Source organism: Streptomyces sp. 4F14 (assembly GCF_048159485.1).
GTDB lineage: Bacteria > Actinomycetota > Actinomycetes > Streptomycetales > Streptomycetaceae > Streptomyces.
Window position 1 is genome coordinate 148,544 of the sequence record NZ_JBLRVY010000016.1, and the last position, 19,116, is coordinate 167,659.

At 74.9% G+C, this 19,116-nt stretch carries 11 protein-coding genes; 5 read left to right on the forward strand and 6 right to left on the reverse strand.

Annotated features, from left to right (window positions below; translation table 11 throughout):
* Positions 1-1,575: an ABC transporter substrate-binding protein gene (locus ACLZOT_RS27130; RefSeq protein ID WP_416971696.1), complete on the reverse strand. Its 1,575-nt coding sequence runs from the start codon at positions 1,573-1,575 to the stop codon at positions 1-3.
* Positions 1,576-1,784: 209 nt separating this feature from the next.
* On the opposite strand from ACLZOT_RS27130, the gene pdxA reads away from it, so the two are divergent.
* From pdxA to ACLZOT_RS27145, 3 genes are read left to right on the forward strand one after another with little or no spacing between them, the layout of a single operon-like run.
* Positions 1,785-3,986: a 4-hydroxythreonine-4-phosphate dehydrogenase PdxA gene (gene pdxA, locus ACLZOT_RS27135; RefSeq protein WP_416971697.1), complete on the forward strand. Its 2,202-nt coding sequence runs from the start codon at positions 1,785-1,787 to the stop codon at positions 3,984-3,986.
* A gap of 55 nt (positions 3,987-4,041) precedes the next feature.
* Complete coding sequence (locus ACLZOT_RS27140) at positions 4,042-4,824, forward strand: DeoR/GlpR family DNA-binding transcription regulator (RefSeq protein WP_416971698.1); 783 nt, start codon at positions 4,042-4,044, stop codon at positions 4,822-4,824.
* A 38-nt stretch (positions 4,825-4,862) separates the two neighbouring features.
* A complete protein-coding gene (locus tag ACLZOT_RS27145; protein WP_416971699.1) occupies positions 4,863-5,537 on the forward strand; it encodes an SDR family NAD(P)-dependent oxidoreductase in 675 nt (224 codons plus the stop codon).
* Positions 5,538-5,544: 7 nt separating this feature from the next.
* On the opposite strand, the gene trpA is transcribed toward ACLZOT_RS27145, so the two are convergent.
* The gene (gene trpA / locus ACLZOT_RS27150; protein ID WP_416971700.1) at positions 5,545-6,363 is read right to left on the reverse strand and encodes a tryptophan synthase subunit alpha; all 819 of its coding nucleotides are present in this window, start codon (positions 6,361-6,363) and stop codon (positions 5,545-5,547) included.
* A gap of 206 nt (positions 6,364-6,569) precedes the next feature.
* Here trpA and ACLZOT_RS27155 point away from each other — a divergent pair, with 206 nt between their 5' ends.
* Complete coding sequence (locus tag ACLZOT_RS27155; RefSeq protein ID WP_416971701.1) at positions 6,570-7,853, forward strand: hypothetical protein; 1,284 nt, start codon at positions 6,570-6,572, stop codon at positions 7,851-7,853.
* A 60-nt stretch (positions 7,854-7,913) separates the two neighbouring features.
* On the opposite strand, the gene ACLZOT_RS27160 is transcribed toward ACLZOT_RS27155, so the two are convergent.
* Positions 7,914-9,131, reverse strand: a complete 1,218-nt coding sequence (locus ACLZOT_RS27160; protein ID WP_416971702.1) for a cation:proton antiporter — start codon at positions 9,129-9,131, stop codon at positions 7,914-7,916.
* Positions 9,132-9,270: 139 nt separating this feature from the next.
* Here ACLZOT_RS27160 and ACLZOT_RS27165 point away from each other — a divergent pair, with 139 nt between their 5' ends.
* On the forward strand, positions 9,271-9,678 hold the full coding sequence (locus ACLZOT_RS27165; protein ID WP_416971703.1) for a hypothetical protein: 408 nt from the start codon (positions 9,271-9,273) through the stop codon (positions 9,676-9,678).
* 1 nt (position 9,679) lies between these two features.
* Here the strand turns inward: ACLZOT_RS27165 and ACLZOT_RS27170 are convergent, their stop codons facing one another.
* The 3 genes from ACLZOT_RS27170 to ACLZOT_RS27180 all read right to left on the reverse strand — a co-directional run bounded on the left by ACLZOT_RS27170 (position 9,680) and on the right by ACLZOT_RS27180 (position 18,740).
* Positions 9,680-15,481, reverse strand: coding sequence for an SDR family oxidoreductase (locus ACLZOT_RS27170; RefSeq protein WP_416971704.1), 5,802 nt, complete (start codon positions 15,479-15,481; stop codon positions 9,680-9,682).
* Positions 15,478-16,749 carry an acyltransferase domain-containing protein gene (locus ACLZOT_RS27175; RefSeq protein ID WP_416971705.1) on the reverse strand — a complete coding sequence of 424 codons (1,272 nt, stop codon included), beginning with the start codon at positions 16,747-16,749 and terminating at the stop codon, positions 15,478-15,480. The genes ACLZOT_RS27170 and ACLZOT_RS27175 overlap by 4 nt, the downstream gene beginning before the upstream one ends.
* 134 nt (positions 16,750-16,883) lie before the next feature.
* On the reverse strand, positions 16,884-18,740 hold the full coding sequence (locus ACLZOT_RS27180) for an alkyl/aryl-sulfatase (protein WP_416971706.1): 1,857 nt from the start codon (positions 18,738-18,740) through the stop codon (positions 16,884-16,886).
* Positions 18,741-19,116: the final 376 nt, after the last annotated feature.

Below are 19,116 nucleotides of genomic sequence, written 5' to 3' on the forward strand. Positions count from 1 at the left end.
TCAGCCCTCCAGCCGTACGGCGGTCAGGTCGTAGGAGTTGACGGGGAGCAGGCCGATGCCCTCGACGCGGGAGCGCCGGGCCAGCAGGGTCTTCGGCACGAACGCCCACAGGCTGGGCCAGGTGTCCCACACGGCGTGCTGCGCGGCGGCGAGCCCCCGGTCCCGTACGGCGGCGTCGGTCTCCCCGGCGGCGGCGGAGATCCGGCGGGCCACGGACGGCTGGACGTACCCCATGAAGGCGTCCCCCGTGCGCTCGTCGGCGGCCGTCCCCGCGTACATGGCCTGGAGCATGGTCACGGCCTGGCCGGTGGGGCCGGGGAACCCGTTGCCGATGACGTCCCAGTCACCGCCCTTGCCCTGCCGCCACTTCAGGATGTCGCCGCCCGGCTCGAACTGGAGCAGCGAGGCCCGCACCCCGACGTCCTTCAGCATCTCGGCGACCGCCTCCATCACGGAGGTGTCCGCCGCGAACTCCCCGGACTCCCACATGATCCGGATCCGCAGCCCCTGCGCACCGAGCGACGTGAGCAACTGCCGCGCGCGGGCGGGGTCGTGGACGTAACGCCCGGTCCGCACGGCCCCCTGGAGCGACAGCGGCACGACCCCCTCGGCCTGCTCCGCCGAGCCGGTCAGCACGTCCCGGACGAGGGAGGCGCCGTCGATCGCGTACGACAGGGCCTGCCGGACCCGCGCGTCGGACAGCGGATGGGCCTTCGGCTTGCGGAAGTTGTAGAAGAGCTGGCAGATCCTGACCCCGGACGCCTCCTCAAGGCGCACCCCCGGCAGGTCCGTCAACTGCTCGGCGGAATCAGGGGTGATGGTGTCGATGACGTCCAACTCGCCGCTGCGCAGCGCCACGACGCGGCTCGACTCCTCCGGCACGAAACGCACGCGGACGCGCTCGACGGGAGGCCGCGCACCCCAGTAGCCGGGGACGCGCTCCAACGTGTACTCCCCGGCCCCGCTGTTCGCGCCGGCCACCCGGTAGGGGCCGGTGCCGACGCCGGAGCGCAGTTCCTCGGGGCGGTTGTCGGCGGCCGGGGTGATGAGGATGTTCGCCATCAGCCGGTCCAGGACGGGCACCGGCGCCTTCGTGTGCAGGAGGAGGGTACGGTCGCCGGTCGCCTCGACCTCCGGGAGCTCGGGGAAGAGCCCGAGCACGAACGAGCCCGCGACCTCGCCGTACATGCGCACGGCCGTCGCCACGTCCCGCGCGGTCACCGGGCGGCCGTCGGAGTAGCGGACCCCCTCGCGCAGGCGCACGCTCCAGGTGGTCGGCGCGGTCATCTCGAACCGGTCGGCGAGGACCAGCTCCGGCCGCATGCCGGGGCCGATCGCGGTGAGCGCCTGGCGCACGGCCCGCTGCACGGTCACGGCCGCGTCGAACTGGTTGAGCTTGTTGTCGAGGCTGACCAGCGAGCGGTTCAGCCCGAGCGTGAGGGTGCCGGGGCCGGGAGCGCCGGTCGGGCCGGCGCAGGCGGCCAGCGGGGAGAGAGCGAGACCGGCGCCGCCCGCCGCGCAGCCGCGCAGGAGGGTGCGACGGCTGAGCGTCTCACTCGGTGGGGTTCGGGTCATCGTCGACCTCTCGGGGAATTCGGTGCGGCGACCGGCTCGGGGCGGCGTCCGGTGGTCCTTCGGGGGCGCCGTCGCTATCTGTCGCGGCCTGAACCGTTCCATGCTTGCGCGGATCGCGCAAGAGGTCTCGCGCAGATCGCGCAGCCTGTGTCATCATCGAGCCGCCGAGGCCGCACCGTGAGCCTCGACCCGAGGGGCAGGAGGCGGACATGTCATCACTGGTGCGCGGCATGCCCGCGGTGCCGGGGCCGCGCCGGATCCTCGCCCTCGCCGACGACCTGTCCGGGGCGGCGGAGACCGCCATGGCGCTGGGGCTGCCGGGCCGTATCGTGCTCGGGCCCGCGCGGACCGGGTCAGGGACCGACCCGGACGACGGCGAGGCCGTCGTCCTCGACCTCGACACCCGGGCCCTGACCGCCGCCGACGCCGCCCGGCGGGTGCGCGAGGCGCTGCGCGACGCCCCCGCGGACACGCTGCTGTTCAAGAAGGCCGACTCGCTGCTGCGGGGCAACTTCGCCGCCGAGACGGCCGCCTTCACGCGGGGCGCCGGAAGCGTCGTCGCCCTGGCCCTGCCCGCGCTGGGGCGCACGGTCCGCGGGGGAGTGGTCCACCTGGACGGCGTTCCCCTGCACGCCACCGACGCCTGGCGCGCGGAGGGCGCGGCGGCGCCGAGATCGGTGGCCTCGCTGCTGCCGGACAGCATCGTCGTACCGCTGGAGACCGTCCGGGGCGGCGAGTTGGCCGACGTCCTGCACGCGACGATCGCCGCCGGACGCCTCCCCCTGTGCGACGCCGAGACGGACACGGACCTCGACCTCGTCGCCGTAGCGGCCCTCGCCCGCGGTGCGCGGCTCGTGGGGACGGGCGGGCTGGCCGCCGCCCTCGGACGGCTGCGCCCGCAAGGGACTTCGCCCGTGGTACGGCCCCGTCGGCGCCCCCTCCTCGTCGTCGTCGGCACCGCCGAACCCACCGCCGCTGCGCAGATCGCGCAACTCACCGCACGCGGCGCGCACCACATCGCCGTCCCCCTCGACGGGCCGCCCCGCTGGGACAGCACCGCCGACGTCACCGTCCTCAGCATCGATGCCACCCACGGCGTCCGCCCCGGCGCCGCACACAGGGCGTTGGACGCCCTCACCCGTCTCGCCGCCGGCCACGCCGGCGACGCCGACCTCGTCCTCACCGGCGGCGAGACCGCACGCCGGGTCCTCGACGCGCTGCGCGTCCCGCACCTCACCCCCCTCGGCCAGATCCACCACGGCGCCGTACGCGCCCTCACCCCCGACGGCCGTCACGTCGTCACCCGGCCCGGCAGCTTCGGCGCCGCCGACTCGCTGCTGCTGATCGCCGAGGCCCTGCACCCCACCTCGCTCCAAGGAGACCCCCAGGTGAACGCCACCCCCACCGACGACCGCTCGCTGCCGCTGATCGCGGTGACCATGGGAGACGGCGCGGGCATCGGCCCCGAGGTGATCGTCCCCGCGCTGCTCGACCCGGACACCCTCGCCCGCTGCCGCCCCGTTGTCATCGGCGACGCCGGACGGCTGCGGCAGGCCGCCGGGATCCTCGGCGTCGACTGCGCCGTCGTGCCCGTCGAGACGCCCGCCGACGCCGAGTTCACGCCCGGCCGCATCAACGTCGTCGACCTCGCCCTCCTCCCCGCCGACCTCCCCTGGGGCAGGCTGTCCCCGCTCGCGGGCGAAGGCGCCTACCAGTACGTCAAGGCCGCCGCCCACCTCGCGCTCGCGGGCGACGTCCACGGCATCTGCACCGCCCCCCTCAACAAAGAGGCCCTGCACGCCGCCGGACACCTCTACCCCGGCCACACCGAACTCCTCGCCCACCTCACCGGCGTCGACGAGGTGTCGATGATGCTGTCCACGCCGAAGGTGAAGGTCATCCACGTCACCACCCACATCGGCCTCATCGACGCCGTGAACCGCATCGAACCCGGCCTCGTGGAGCGCACCGTACGGCGCGGCCACGAGGCGATGGTCCGCGCCGGCGTCCCCAACCCGGTGATCGGCGTCTGCGGCATCAACCCGCACGCCGGGGAGAACGGCCTCTTCGGCTACGGCGAGGAGGAGCAGAAGATCGTCCCCGCGCTGGAGGTCCTGCGCGCCGACGGCATCGACGCGCGCGGGCCGCTCCCCGCCGACACCGCGTTCTTCCTCGCCGGACGCGGCGACTACGACCTGATCGTCGCCATGTACCACGACCAGGGACACGGCCCGGTGAAGGTCCTCGGCATCGAGTCGGGGGTGAACCTGACCGTCGGACTGCCCGTCATCCGTACGTCCGTGGACCATGGAACGGCCTTCGACATCGCGGGGAAGGGCGTCGCCGAGGCCGGTAGCATGGTCGAAGCCCTGCGCCAGGCCGCCGAGATGTCGGCCGTGCCGGCCCCCTGAGGGACTGTGTGACACAGGCCCTAGACCGACCGGCAGACGAAGGACCCACGAACAGATGTCTCCCACCGGCTCCCAGGCCCGGCGCGACCGGATCCTGCACCTCGCCACCACGACCGGCCTCACCAGCGTCGAGGAACTCTCCGAACGCTTCGGCGTGACCGCCTCCACGATCCGCCGCGACCTCGCCCGCCTCACCGCCGACGGCCGCCTCGCCCGCACCTACGGCGGCGCCATGCCGCTCACCGCCCACCCCGAGGCGTCCCTGCGGCAGCGCACCGGGGAGGCGTTCGAGGCGAAGCGGGCCATCGCGCGCCGGGCCGCCGCCGAGGTCCGCACCGGGGAGACCGTCCTCCTCGACGCGGGCTCCACCGTCGGCGCCCTCGCCCACGAGCTGCGTTCCGCGAAGGAACTGACCGTCGCCACCACGGGGCTGACGGCCCTTCAGGAACTCGCCGACGTCGAGACCGTCCACGTCGAATGCCTCGGCGGCACCCTGCGCCCCCTCAGCCAGGGCTTCGTCGGCCCCCTCACCGAGGCCGCCCTCGAACGCATGACCTTCGACCGCGTCTTCCTCGGCACCGACGGCATCTCGCCCGAACGCGGCATCTGCGAGGCCGACTTGCGCCAGACCCGCCTGAAGGAACTCATGTCCCGCCGCGCCGACGCGGTCTACGTCCTCGCCCACGCCGCGAAACTCGGCCGCCGCCCCTTCCACGCCTGGGCGACCCTCCCCGGCGAGTGGACGCTGATCACCGACACGGACGCGGACCCGGCGATCGTGGCGGAACTGCGGGGGCGCGGCGTCGAGGTGATCCTCGCGGAGGCGGTGCCGGCGTGACGCCCGACGCCCTCGCGCCTGTCGGAGGCAGTGCCGGCGTGACCCGCAACGCCCTGGTCACCGGCGTCAGTTCGGGCATCGGCGCGGCCATCTGCCGACGGCTCCTGCGCGACGGCTGGCAGGTCACCGGCCTCAGCCGCCGCCCGCCCGTCCCCGCACCCGGCCTGACCTGGCACCACGCCGACCTCACCGACCCCGCCGCACTCGCCCCGCTCCTCGCCGAAGTCCCCGCCCCCGACGCGGTCGTCCACGCCGCCGGCTTCCAACGCTCGGCCCCCGTAGGAGAGTTGGACCCCGACGACGGCGACCTGATGTGGCGCGTCCACGTCCACGCGCCCACCGTCCTCGTGAACGCCCTCGCCGGCCGCCTCCCCGACGGCGCCCGCATCGTCCTCGTCGGCAGCCGCACCTCGACCGGCGTCCCGGGCAAGAGCCAGTACGCCGCCACCAAGGCCGCCCTTCCCGCCCTCGCCCGCTCCTGGGCCGCCGAACTCGCCCCACGCCGCATCACCGTGAACGTCGTCGCCCCCGGCCCCACCGACACCCCGATGCTCACGGACCCCGGCCGCGCCCACACCCCGCCTCGGCTCCCGCCCCTGGGCCGCCTCGTCACCGCCGACGAGGTCGCCGCCCTCACCGCGTTCCTCCTCGGCCCCGATGGCGGGTCGATCACCGGCCAGCAACTCGTCCAGTGCGGCGGCGCGTCCCTCTGAACCCCCGTCAGCCCGTGCCGATGGCGTGCCGTACGGCCATGGCCCGCGCCAGGTCCCGGGCCAGCCCGCCCACCGCCTCGATGCCCTCCCGCTCACCGGGCGCCTCGGCGAGGCGTCGCACGAAGGCGGTGCCGACGGCGACCGCGTCCGCGTAACGCGCCGCGCGGGCGGCGTGCACGCTGTCGGAGATCCCGATGCCGGCACAGACCGGGAGCCGTACGGCGGTCCGTACCCGCTCGACATGGCTCCGCGCCAGGCCGTGCACGAGAGTGGCCGCACCGGTCGGCCCCCGGCCCGCCGTCGCGTACACGAAGCCGCTGCCCAGCGCGGCGAGTTCGGCCAGGCGGCCGCCCGTGATCCCGTGCGGCGCGAGCGGGACCGTGCCGAGACCGCGCGCGGCGGCGCGGGCCACCCACCTCTCCTGTGCCCCTTGCGGCAGATCCGGGCAGAGAAGGCCGGCACAGCCGGCGTCGGCCAGGCCGTCGGCGAAGCGGTCGGCGCCGTAGCGGGTGATCGCGGACCAGTAGGCCACACAGACGGCCGGCACTCCCGCGCGCGACAGCGACGCCAGCGCGTCGAGCAGATCCGACGGGCCGGTCCCCGCCCGCAAGGCGGTGCGGTGGGCCGCGCGGATGACCGGACCGTCCAACACCGCCTCGTGTTCCGGGAGCCCCACCTCCACGATGTCGGCCCCCTGGTCCGCGATTGCCTTGAGAGCCGCTACCGACGCGGACACGGTGGGGAAGCCGACGGGCAGATAGCCGACGAGTGCGGCCCGTCCACGGGAACGAGCGGCCTCGAAGACCTCGGACAAGGGATCGATCACGGTGGGGACACCTTTCCGGAGAGCCCGGGGCGCGGACACGGTGATCGTTTTCTTCCATGGGGGGCGGGGAACTGCCGCCCGGGACAGCGGTGTTCGCGTCCCACCCGCGTTGAACCTGTTGAATCCGCTGTTTCACGGGAGGAAAGGGGGCATGTAGAGGAAAGCGCCACCAAGGTGCGTATACCGTCCCGCATCTGGAGGAACGGATGGCGCGGTCCCGCGTCCCGAACGCCCGGCTCCGAGCCCTCGTCGAGGAGACCGGGTGGACGCAGGCCGGGCTGGCCCGCGCGGTCAACGCCGTCGGGCGTGAGAGCGGGCTGCGGCTCGCCTACGACCGTACGTCCGTCGCGCACTGGCTGACCGGGAGCCGGCCCGCCGATCGTGTCGTCCTGCTGGTGTGCGAGGCGTTGAGCCGGCGCACGGGGCGGGTGGTCGTCCCGGAGGAGGCCGGGTTCGCGCCGGTCGCCGGGCGGATGCCGGAGCAGGGGTCGGGCGCCGGCCGCGTGCCGCGACAGCGGTCGGGTACGGGCGACCGGCAACTCGCCGAACTGGTCAGGGACGTCGCCGCGTTCACGCCGTACCGGCCCGCCGCGACATCCGCGCTGGCCGTCGAGGAGGCCGCGCCGGGTGCCGGGCCCGTCACCGGGGCGGCGCACGGTTCGGTGACCTTCTTCGCCCAGGCGTTCCTGGCCCAGGGCGGCGGGTTCGCGCGTACGACGCTGCGGACGTACCTGTCCGAGGCGGTGGCGCGGCAGCTGCGCGAGGCCCGGGGGCCCGGCCGTGCCGTCCTGTCCACCGAGGCCGCCCAACTCGCCCTCCTGCTGGGCCGGATGTACGCCGACGACCTCCAGCACGGCGCCGCCCAGCGCTGCTACCTCGCGGCGTGGAACCTCGCCGCGACGGCCGGGCACCGGGAGTCCGCCGTGATCGCCGTACGGACCCTCAGCGCCCAGGCGCACCAGCTCGGCCACCGCGAGGTCGCCGACGCCGCCGCACGTGCCGCCGTCCGCGCGGCCGACGGTGTGCCGTGTGCCCTGCGGGCCTTCGCCCGGGCCCAGTTGGCGGTCACCGCGGCGAGCCGGGGCGACGGCCGGGCGGCCCTGCGGTCCCTGCTCCTGGCGGAGGGAGGGGTGAGCGACCCCGGGGACGGACCGATGCGGCCCTTCGAGACCTACGCGCGCGGCGACTTCGAGTACCAGCGCGCCGAAACCCTCCTCGCCCTGGGCCGCCCCCAGGAAGCCGTCCGAGCCCTCGAACACGCCCTCACCGCCCGACCACCCGACGACCGCAGAGGCACCGCCCTCACCCGCCTGCGCCTCGCCGGCGTCCTCCTCTCCCTGGGCCGCGCCGAGGAGTCCCACGCCCAACTACGCATCGTCCGCGAGGACTTCCCCACCCTGCGCTCAGCGACCCTCACCCGCACAGCGGACTCCCTGACCCGCGCCCTCACCCGGGTCACCACCCGCCGGACGGCCCCGGCGGGGCGGTGAGGGGCAGGGCCCAGCGAGCCGCCCGCACCTTCGTGCAGGCCCTCGGACCCGCCGCCCCGTCTACCAGCACTCCTCGTCCTCGGTCTCCCGGACCGGACGTGCGGTCGGACGGGCACCGCCGGCGCGCAGTCTCAGCGCGAGGAGCGGGAAGAGCAGTACCGACAGCATGGCCGCCCCGACGAGCGCCGCCGACTCGTCCGTGGTGATGACCTTGTCGTCGAGGCCGAGGGTGGTGATGGCGACGACGAGGGGCAGGCACGTCGAGCAGTGCAGGAGGAGTGCGGTGCGGTCCCGGCGTGGCAGGCCGGTGGGGGAGAGGAGGAGCACCGGCAGGCCCCGGACCAGGAGGAAGAGGGCCAGGAACGCCGGGAGCAGGGCGAGGGCGGAGCCGCCGTGCAGGAGGGCGTCGAGGTCGAAGTCGATGCCGGTGACGACGAAGAACAGGGGGACGAGGAAGCCGAAGCCCAACGCCTCGATCCTGGAGAGGACTTCGGCGCTGTGCTCGGGCGCGGAGCCGCTGAGGACCAGGCGGGTCACGACGCCGGCGGCGAACGCGCCGAGCAGCGTGTCGAGGCCGAAGACATGCGCGAGCCCGAGCATCCCGGCGAGCAGCAGCATCACGTACCGCACGGCGAACTGCCCGCTGCTGTGCAGGGTCCTGGCGATGAGCCGGGAGAACCAGGCGGGCCGCGGCCCGAGGGCCCGCAGCACGGCCAGCGCGGTGACGGCCGCGAACGCCAGCAGCAGCGCCGTCGACTCACCGGGCCTGCGCCCGCTCAGCAGCAGCGCCATGGCGATGACGGGCCCGAACTCGCCGACGGCGCCGAACGCCAGCACCGTCGTACCGAACCGCCCCCGCAGATCGCCCGCGTCGCGCAGGATCGGCAGGACCGTGCCGAGGGCGGTGCTGGTGAGGGCGGTGCCGATGACGAAGCTCTTGGTCGCCTGCCCGCCGGTCAGCGCGAAGGCGATGCCGAGGCCGGCGGCGAGGGAGACCAGCCACGCGGTGAGCGAGCGGCGCAGCAGGGAGCCCGCGACGGCGCCGAAGTCGATCTCGTAGCCGGCGAGGAAGATCAGCATGCACAGGCCGAGGTTCGACAGGGTGTCGATGACCTGGTCGTGGTGGGCCCAGCCCAGGACGTCGGGACCGATGACGACACCGAGCACGATCTCGAAGATGACCAGCGGCACCCGGACCCAGCGGGCGGTGCCGTACGCCAGCAGGGGGGCCAGGACCGCGATGGCCATGATCAGGATGAGCGTCCCGGGATGCGCCATACCCCGCATCTAACTGAAGCGGACGAAAACGCACAAACAGGGGAAAGCGCTGCTCTCGGTCATCACCCGAACGGCCCCCACCCGATGGCCGCGGCCGGCCGCCGGGCGGAGAGTCGGCATCCCACGAAAGGAGACTCCCGTGACCACCGCCCCCACCTCTCCCCGGCCCAACGGCTGGGCCGTCGGCGGCACCCTCTTCGCCGGGGTCCTGCTCTTCGTCCAGGGCTTCCTGGGCGTCTTCGAGGGCATCGCCGCCATCGCCGAGGACGACGTCTACGCCCGCGTCGGCGACTACGCCTTCAAGTTCAGCCTCACCGCCTGGGGCTGGATCCACCTCGTCCTCGGCCTCGTGCTCCTCGCCGTCGGCTGGGGCGTCCTCGGCGGCAAGCTCTGGGCCCGCGCGACGGCGATCGTCCTCGCGGGCCTGAGCATCGTCGTGAACTTCCTCTACCTGCCCTACCAGCCCTGGTGGGCCGTCATCGGCATCGCGCTGGGCCTGTTCGTCGTCTGGTCCCTGGCCCACGACGACACACCCCGGACCGGCTGAATCACGTCACGTCGACGGCGCCGATCGCGTGGACACGCAGTCCCTCGAACGACAGAACCGGCTCACCCGCGCGGGTCATCGCGTGGAAACGTCCCGAGCTCCGGTCCTCCAGGAGGCGGATGCCGTCCGGGTGGGCGTGGAAGAGGGCGGTGTCGTCGGCGGGGCGGTGCAGTTCGAGCCGGTCGAGACCGAGGGGCACGTTGACGGGGACGGCCGCAGTGCCGGGCGGGCGCAGGGTGTGGGTCCGGGCCAGGGCGTCCACGAGCAGAGAGGGCAGCGCCATCCGGCCGTAGAACACGGGATCTGGCTCGGCCCCCGGCTTCCACACACTGCTGCCGCCCGTCGGCGCGGTGCGGTGGTCGACCGTGTTGACGAAGGCACCACGCAGCGGGATGGGGCTGCCGGGCTCGTAGAACGGGTCGAGCGCCGGGCCGCCGGGACGGGGTGACGGCACGACGGCCCCCGGCGGATGGGCGCCCACCTCCACCACACCCTCACAGTGCAGGCCGTCCGCACGCAGCAGCCGGCCGTCGGCGGCGTACGTGTCCGAGGTAACGGTCACCCGCACGGTGCCCGGCGCGAGCAGACCGGCGCGCACGGTGTGCCGGACCCGGCCGTCGGACCGGACCCGCAGGAAACGGTGGAAGCGGACGTCGCGTACGACACCGGCCCGGGCACCGGGTACGAGCCCCTCGGCGGCCTCCGCGAGCAGCGCCAGCACCAGGGTCCCCGGCAGCGTGGGCAGACCGCCGACCGGATGCTCCGACACCAGCGCGAGCTGCCGCTCGGTGAACGTCAGCGCCCACTCGGCGGTGCCGACACCGCGCCGCACGGACGCCCCGAGGAAAGCGCCGGGCGGCGGGGACGGGACGTCCGTACGGGCCAGGTCCGGCATCACCGGCGCCAGGAAACGCCGTTCGGGGGCGCCGATCTGCACGACCCCGGGCGGCCGCAGCCGGGCGGGCCGGGTCAGCAGGTGCGCGAAGTGCCGGGCGCCCTCGTCGTCGGTGAGCGCGGACAGGTGGCCGCGCCGCCGGACCGCGTCACCGACCAGCGGCCGGGTCGCCATGCCGCTCTCGGCCCACAGCGTCCAGGCGACGGTGAACTCCGCGGGCTGCCCGGCGCGGGCCGCCGCGCTCAGCAGGTCGTTGGCGGCGGCGTACTCGATCTCGCCGGGCAGCCCCACGACGCCGCTGAGCGAACCGAAGTTGCACCAGTGCCGCACGTCGACCGCCGCGAACGCCTCCCGCAGCGCGTGATAGCCCAGCAGCTTCACGTCACGCACCCGCCGGAACACCGCGAGGGACTTGGTCGCGAGCTCACCGGCGTGATGCAGCCCGGCGGCGTTGACCAGCAGATCCACGGCGCCGTCCGTCTCCGCGACCCGCTCGGCCACGGCCCGGACCTGGACCGGATCGGTGATGTCGGCCCGCAGATACCGGACCCGCTCCGGCCCGCTGGAGGCGGCGAGCGCGTCGACGGTACGCGCGGCCTCCCGCGCGGAGGCGAGCCGCTCGAACCGGCGTACGGCCTCGGCGGGCGTGACCCGGCCCTCCCCGGTGACCCGGCGGGCGATGAACTCCCTGCGCCGGGCCGCGAACGCACTGTCGCTCTCGGCACGCATCGCCGGATCCACGGCGTCGAGGTCGCTGGAGCCCACCACCCACAGTCGGCAGCGGTGCCGTTCGGCGAGCCGGGTCAACAGGGCCGAGGTGATGCCCCGGGCGCCCCCGACCGCGACGACGACACTCTCCCGGCCCAACAACTCCTCCCCGTCGGCCCCCGGCGGCTCCTCGGCCGGGCCGAACGCCTCGGTGTGCCGCAGCCCGTGCCGCACCCAGCTCACCGGGATCTCCGTACGGCTGCGCGAGGCGTCCACGAGCTGCTCCAACGCTTCCGGCAGCTCCGCGTCCGTCGTCAGGGCGTGCAGCCACGCGCCCGGCAGATCCCACATGGCGCTCTTGACCATGCCGGTGAACAGCGCGCCGTGCGGATGAGCGACCCCGCCGGCCTGCGGATCGAGCAGACACACCACCGCCGACCCGCCGTCGCACAGCCCCGCCCGCAACTCCCGCAGAGCGAGGAACGCGACCTCCTGCGCGGCGAGAAACGCGGGCGCCGGCCGCCCGGGCCATGCCGTCCGGGCCGGCCCGACGAACACGCGCAGATGTTTCGGCGTCGGCGACAGCCGCCGCACGAGCGCGGCGACTGCCCCCTCACCTGCCGAGATCCGCTCCGCACGGGGCGCGTCGGGGTCGGTGACGACGAGCGTCCCACCGACGGCCCGGACCCGGGGGCGGAGGACTTCGGCGAGGCCGGCATCGTCGACGACGACCAGGCAGCCGCCGGCGGGGAGGGCGTCGATGGGGGAGTGGGTGGGGCCGGTGCGGGGGGACGGGGTGGGGACGATTCCGTAGCGGAGGAGCTGGGGGAGGCCGGGGTCGGTCTCGGTTCGGGGGGCTGGGCTGGACGTGTTGCTGCCGGGGGTGGTCTCGGCTCGGGGGAGCGGGGTTGGACGGGCCGGGCCGGACCCATTGCGACGGGGGCCGACCTTGGGTCGGGGGAGCGGGGCCGTGGAGGGGTGGGCCGGACCGGGCGCGGCCCGGCGAGGCTCGGCCTCGGCTCGGGGGAGCGAGGCCGGGTGGGCTGAACCGGAAGCGTCCGAGCCGGGGGCGCCTTTGGATGCGCTGTCGGTCCGGGAGCTGAGCGACGGACGGGACGCCGAGGCGGAGGCGCTCGCAGAGTCGGGAGCGCCGGACGCCGGGCGGATGGTGAGCGCGCCGTCCGTCACCCACCCCCGCAGCAGCTCCGCCACATCGTCGGCCCCGCCGTAGCACCACCCGGACTCGGGCCGGCCGCAGGCCCCGTCCGCCCCGCCTCGGCCCCGCTCGTACCCCGGCTCCTCGGAAGCCCCCTCCACCGCCCCGTCCGCCCCGCCTCGGCCCCGCTCGTACCCCGGCTCCCCGGAAGCCCCCTCCACCGCCCCGTCCGCCCCGCCACGGTCCCGCTCGCCCCCCGGCACCTCGGCCAGTACCCGCCACCCCTCCCGCGCCGCTCGCCCGGCCGTCGTCACGGCCAGCAGGAAGCCGCCCTCGGACACGTCGGAGTCGGGGACGCCGAAGGGGCCGCCGCAGCCGGGGAGCGTGTTGCCGTGCACGCCTGTCACGAGCGCCAGCGCGCAGTCCCCGTCGCGGAGATAGCGCTCGGCGACGGTGAGGGCGGCTCGGCCGCTGTCGGTCGCGAGGGACGGGCCGTGCAGGTCGTACCGCGCGGCGATCCGCCCCGCGACGATGCTGGGCAGCAGCCCGGGAAGGGTGTCCTCGGTGACCTGGGGGACGCGGGCGCGCAGAGCGTCACGGTGCCGGTGCCACCAGCCCGCGTCGAGGACCGTGTCGAGGGCGGGGGCGAAACACCGTACGGAGATCTCCTGGGAGAGCCGGGTCGGCCCGCTGTGGGCGGCGATGACGCAGGTCGTGTCGGCGACGCCGGCCCACAGGGTGCCGTGCTCGGCGACCAGCCGCGCGGCGAGCTGAAGGCCCATCAACTGGACGCGGTCCACGGCCCGGACCGTACGCGGCGGCATCCGCGCCTCCTCGAACGGCGGCGCCGGGTACCGCTCCCCGAACCCGCGCGGATGCGCACCGGAACACAGCGCGGCGAGCGCCTCCGCCGAGTCCCCGGCACCGGGGAGCAGCGCGCTCCACCCGACGAGGACGAGCGCCGAGGTGTCGCGCGCGCGGGCGGGCGCGCGGGAGACGGCCGTACGGTCGGCGAGCAGCAGATGCGCGTTGATGCCGCCGAACCCGAACGCGGACACCCCGACGCGGCGCGGTCCGGGCGGCAGCGGGACGGGGGAGAGGGGGACGGTGACCTGGTCCGGCACCTCGGGGGACGGGCTCGTGCAGCGGGCCTGCGCGGGCACCGCCCCGTGCGCGAGGCCGAGCACGGCGTGGATCACGGAGACCAGGCCGCTCGCCCAACCACCGTGCCCCACCAGGGACTTGTTGCTGGTGCACAGCACGGGGCCCGGGCCGGCCGGCTCCTCGGCGAGGGACTGGAGTTCGGCCCGGTCACCGGCCTCGGTGCCGGTGGCGTGCGCGACGATCCAGTGGACCTCGTCGGTGCCCGCCGCCTCCCGCGCCCGGCGCAGCGCGAACCGCTGGCCGGCCGGGTTGGGCGCGGAGATCGCCCTGCCCCGGCCGTCGGAGGAGCCGCCGAACCCGTCGAGGACGGCCAGCACCCGGTCGCCGTCCCGCTCCGCGTCCGCGAGCCGTTTGAGGGCGACGGCGGCGACGGCGTCCGAGAACAGGGTGCCGTCGGCGCCGGTGTCGAAGGCACGTACGTCACCGGCCCGGCTGAGCCCTCCGACCTTGGCGAACAGGATCATGTACCGCACGGTGCACAGCGACAGCCCGACCGCGAGCGCCGTGTCCGCCCGCCCGTCGCGCAGGTCACGGGCGGCGAGGTCGAGCGCGTACAGCCCCGACGAACACGCCGCGTCGACAGCCAGCACCTCGGCCGCGTCCGGGACGAGCCCGGCGAGCGCCCGGCGCACCAGCGGCACCGGCAGCCAGCTCTCCGGCACGTCGGCGGCGCGGGGCAGCACCTTGGACAGCGGGGGCTCCGGGTCCCCGTCCGCCTCCCGCAGGAGCAGCGTGCGCAGGGCCCCTTCCTCCAGCTCACGCGTGCCGTCGGCCCACGCCGCGACGACCACGGACGTCCGCACCCCCTCGGGCAGCGCGCGCCCGCCGAGCGCGTCCAGCGCCGCGTGCCGGATCCAGGCGTCGGCCCCCTCCTCGTCCGGCCGGCCGACGAGCCCTGCACGGCGCGTGTACGTCCGGTCGGGGGCGGCCGGGTCCGGCGCGTGGAAGTGCTCCATCGGATAGCGGCGGTCCTGGCTGCCGAGAACCGGCTCCCCGGCGCACAGCACTTCCCAGAACTCCTCCGGGCTCCCGGCGCCGGGCACCAGCAGCCCGGTGCCGACGACGGCGACCGGTGAGGTACCCCGCTCGGGCTCACGCCGGGGCGGCGGCGCGTGCAGGGCCGCCCCGCAGGACAGCCCGCCGTCGGCCCACACCGTCTGCCCGGTCACGAACCCGGCGTCGTCCGAGGCCAGCAGCGCCACCAGCCGCGCGAGATCCCGCTCGGTGGGCAGCCGCCCCCACGGCGTCGCGTCGCGCGTGACGGCCATCCGCCGCCCGGCGTCCGGGAACAGCGCACCGGCCCGGTTGTCCATGACGGGGCTGCCCGCGACGTTCACCCGCACCCCGTGCGGCGCGAACTCCACGGCCAGATACCGGCTGAGGCTCTCCATCGCGGCCTTGGACGCGCCGACCACCCCGTACGCGGGCACCACGTGCGTCGAACCGTGACTGGACAGGTTGACGACACTGGCGCCTGGGCGGCCGGTGAGCAGCGGCAGCGCGGCCAGACAACACCGCCGCACCGCATGGAGGTTGAGGTCGAAGGTGCGCCGCCAGTCCTCCTCGGTGAGATCGGCGAGCGGCAGGAAGGCACCCCGGGCGGCGTTGTTGACGAGGACGTCGAGCCCGCCGTGCTCCTCCCGGATGCCCGCCATCATCCGCTCGACATGATCGGCCTTGACCACCGACGCCCGCACCGCCTGCACGGACAGCCCCCGCCCGGTCAACTCCTCGACCAGGGCGTGCGCGGCGGCCCCGCTGTGGAAGTGGTTGACGACGACATGGGCACCCCGTACGGCGAACTCCTCGACGACGGTCCGGCCGACACCCCGCGCCCCACCCGTGACCAGCACCACCTTGCCCGCGAAGGACCCCGTCACCGTGCTGCCCCCGCGTCGACCTCGGCGAGCAGCGCGGCGACGCGTTCCAGGGTGGTGTACGTGGTGATGCGCAGCCGAGCCTCGGGCTGCGGCAGTCCGTAGCGGTCCAGGGCGCGGGCGAACAGCTCGACCTGCTTGATGGAGTCGACGGCGAGATCCGCCTCCAGGTCCGCGTCGGCCGTCAGCACCTCCAGCGGGTATTCGAGGCCGTCGGCGTACAACTGCCGGAGTTCCTTGAGGAGCGCGGGCGCCTCGGGCAGCCGCGACGCCGGCTCCGGCACGGGCCGGGGCTTCGACGAGGGTTTCGGCGCGGGCGTGAACGGCTCGCCGCCGAGGGCCGCCCGCATGTCCTCCAGCCCGCAGCGCCGGCGCAGAGGTGCCGCCGTCTCGGCCGCCGGGAGGTTCTCCGCGACCAGGTCGGCGAGCGTCGACTTCGGCCCGCACTCCACGAACCGGTCGACGCCCTCGCCGTACAGCGCCACGACGGCCCGCCCGAAGCGCACCGGCCGCACCAGGTGGTGGACGAGAGCGGCCCGCACCTCCTCCGCGTCGGTGTAGTAGGTCCCGGCGGTCGGCGAGTACACGGGCAGCATCGGCGCCCCGACCTCGACGTCGGCCACGGCGGGCCGGAAGCGGGCGGTGGCGGCGGACAGCGCCGGATGGTGGAAGGGATAGGCCGACCGCAGCCGGAAACACCGCACCCCGAGCGCCTCCAGCACGCTCTCCAGGACGGTCAGTTCGTCGTCGGGGCCGCTCACGACCGACTGGCGCGGCGCGTTGTCGGCCGCGAGGTGCACCCGGGCCAGCCCGCAGCCGCGCACCAGGTGCTCCAGCCGCCCGGCCCCGAGCCGGACCGCGTACATGCCGCCCGGTTCGGGCGGCGCCTCCCGCAGCGCCGCATCCCGGGCGGCCAGCAGCCGGGCCCCGTCCCCCACGTCGATCGCCCCGGCGGCGGCGAGCGCCGCGAGCTCCCCGACACTGTGCCCGAGCAGCACGTCCCCGCGCTCCCCGAGCGGCCCGCGCACCAGCCGCCACACGGCGACGGCGGCGGTGTAGATCGCCAGGTGCAGGCGTTCGGGGTCGTCGCGGACGAGGTCGTCGACGGCCGGCGCCGAACGGCTGGTCAGCAGGGTGCGCGGGGAGTCGGTGACGGCGGCGTCGACCGCGTCGAGGACGTCGGCGACCTCGGCGTGGTGGGCCACGTCGGCGAGTGCGCCGGGCAGGTAGGCGCCTTGTCCGGGGAAGAGAACAGCGGTGCGCTGGGCCATGGGAAGACTCCGTGAGGTGCTCGCATATGTGGGGCCACGGGATTCCATGAGGCGCCAGGAGCGGCGCGCGGGCCAAGGGGGCTGCTCGCGTCACCCTGTTGAACAGGTTGAGCGGCCTTTGGCCCGCGCCTGTGTCAGGGCGTGACGATCGCGAAGTCCGGGTCGGGTGCCACCAGCAGGCTCCCGAAGGTCACCAGCACCCCGATGTCGCCGTCCACCGCCACCCGGCCCCCGGCGATCTCGTCGGCGAACGTCGTTCCGCCGCCCAGCACCGCGTCCAAGGCGGTCCGCGCCAGCCGCAGTGTCACGTGCGGCTCCTCGCCGCGCGGCGCGTCGCCCGGCATCGGGGTGAGCGCGCCGTTGGACAGCAGCAGCGTCCACCGCTCCCGGGTGTCGGTGAACTCCCAGCGCAGCAGCAGCCGCCCCGCCTCGGCGGCCCGGGGCCCGTCGACCCGTACCGCCATCGACGTGAAGACCTGCTCGGCGGTGAGCGCCGCCAGGATGTCCGGGGCGCTGCGGGTCGGCGTACCGAGGACACCGCCGCGCAGCTCGGCCGCGCCGACCAGGTAGAAGTTGCGCCACGGCCCGGACTCGGCGGCGTGCCCGAGCCCCTCGAACGCCCGCGCCTGGAGTTCACGGGCCCCCGCGTGGCCCGGCTCGGCGAACAGGACGTGCGCGAGGACCTCCGCCACCCACCGCAGGTCACCCTCCTCGAACGACACCCCCGCCTTCGCGACGACCGCGTCCGCGCCGCCCATGAACTCCACGTACCGGCGCGCGGACTCGGCCGGCGGATGCTGCCACAGGTGCGCCGGGTTGCCGTCGAACCAGCCCATGTACCGCTGGTAGACGGCCTTCGCGTTGTGGCTGAGCGTCCCGTAGTAGCCGCGCGCGTGCCAGGCCGCGTCCAGCGCGGGCGGGAAGCGCAGCTCCTCGGCGATCTCCGCGCCCGTGTACCCCGAGTTGATCAGCCGCACGGACTGGTCGTGCAGGTAGGCGTACGCGTCGCGCTGCTCCTCCAGGAACCGCACCGCCCGCTCCTGACCCCACGTCGGCCAGTGGTGGGAGGCGAACACGACGTCCGTGGTGTCGGCGTACAGCCGGATCGTCTCCGTCAGATACCGCGCCCAGGCGCTCGGGTCACGCACCAGCGCGCCGCGCAGGGTGAGGACGTTGTGCAGGGTGTGGCAGGCGTTCTCGGCGACGCACAGCACCCGCAGGTCGGGGAAGTGGAAGTTCATCTCCGCCGGCGCCTCGGTGCCCGGGGTGAGCTGGAAGACCATACGGACCCCGTCGATCACCTCCTCCTGCCCGGTCGCGGTGACGTCGAGCGTCGGCGCGATCAGCCCTACGGCGCCCAGTGACGTGGACTGGCCGAGCCCGCAGCCGATCTGCCCGGCGGGCCCCTTGGGCAGCGCGGCGCCGTACATGTACCCGGCGCGGCGGGCCATCGCCGGACCCGTGAACACGTTCTCGCCGGCCGCGTGCGCCAGGAACCCGGCGGGCGCCAGCACCGGCACCCGGCCCGCCGCCACCTCCGCCGGGTCGACCACGCCGCGCACCCCGCCGAAGTGGTCGACGTGCGAGTGCGTGTAGATCACCCCGGTCACCGGACGCCCGCCCCGGTGCTCCCGGTACAGGGCCAGCGCCGCCGCCGCGACCTCCGCGCTGATCAGCGGGTCGATGACGACGACGCCGCGCTCACCCTCCACGAACGTCACGTTGGACAGGTCGAGCCCGCGCACCTGGTAGATCCCCGGGACGACCTCGTACAGACCCTGCCGCGCCACCAGCCCGCTCTGCCGCCACAGCGAGGGATGCGCGGTCGGCGGACACGGCCCGTCCAGGAAGCCGTACGCGTCCGCGTCCCACACCACCCGCCCGTCCGCGTCGCGCACCGTCCCGGGCTCCAGACGGGCCATCAGGCCCCGGTCCGCGTCCTCGAAGTCCTGCCGGTCGTCAGCGGGAAGCCGCTGTTCGCTCGTCGTCATACAAGTGATCTTCGCATTCGCGACGGCCTTTACGCGGGAGGGCCGTCACACGGGGGTCCGCCCGCTTTGCAGGAGGCCGTGCGCGAGGTCGAGCACGGTGTCGCGGTCGGCCACCGGCCGTCCGCCGCAGCGCCGGACCGGGTTCGAAGGCGACGGGCGGGGCGACCCGGCAGCCGCCCGGTGGCGACGCCCTCGCGCTCGGCCGTGGCTCCCCCGTACCGGTCGACACCGGGGTCCGCGGCGGCCGGCGCGATCACCTCGGCCGGGCTGCCCGGGAGCAGGCACGTCACCTAGCGCCGCAGGCGGCATCCACCGCGCTGTGACCTGTACCGGGGAGCGTCCGCAGTTCCTGTGCAGCAGGGTCCTCGCGAGGAAG

What these genes read in the sequence shown, in the direction of transcription:
- ACLZOT_RS27130 (WP_416971696.1), bottom strand. Translation starts at nt 1,575, where the DNA reads ATGACCCGAACCCCACCGAGTGAGACGCTCAGCCGTCGCACCCTCCTG.
- ACLZOT_RS27180 (WP_416971706.1), bottom strand. Translation starts at nt 18,740, where the DNA reads ATGACGACGAGCGAACAGCGGCTTCCCGCTGACGACCGGCAGGACTTC.
- ACLZOT_RS27175 (WP_416971705.1), bottom strand. Translation starts at nt 16,749, where the DNA reads ATGGCCCAGCGCACCGCTGTTCTCTTCCCCGGACAAGGCGCCTACCTG.
- ACLZOT_RS27155 (WP_416971701.1), top strand. Translation starts at nt 6,570, where the DNA reads ATGGCGCGGTCCCGCGTCCCGAACGCCCGGCTCCGAGCCCTCGTCGAG.
- pdxA (WP_416971697.1), top strand. Translation starts at nt 1,785, where the DNA reads ATGTCATCACTGGTGCGCGGCATGCCCGCGGTGCCGGGGCCGCGCCGG.
- ACLZOT_RS27140 (WP_416971698.1), top strand. Translation starts at nt 4,042, where the DNA reads ATGTCTCCCACCGGCTCCCAGGCCCGGCGCGACCGGATCCTGCACCTC.
- ACLZOT_RS27160 (WP_416971702.1), bottom strand. Translation starts at nt 9,131, where the DNA reads ATGGCGCATCCCGGGACGCTCATCCTGATCATGGCCATCGCGGTCCTG.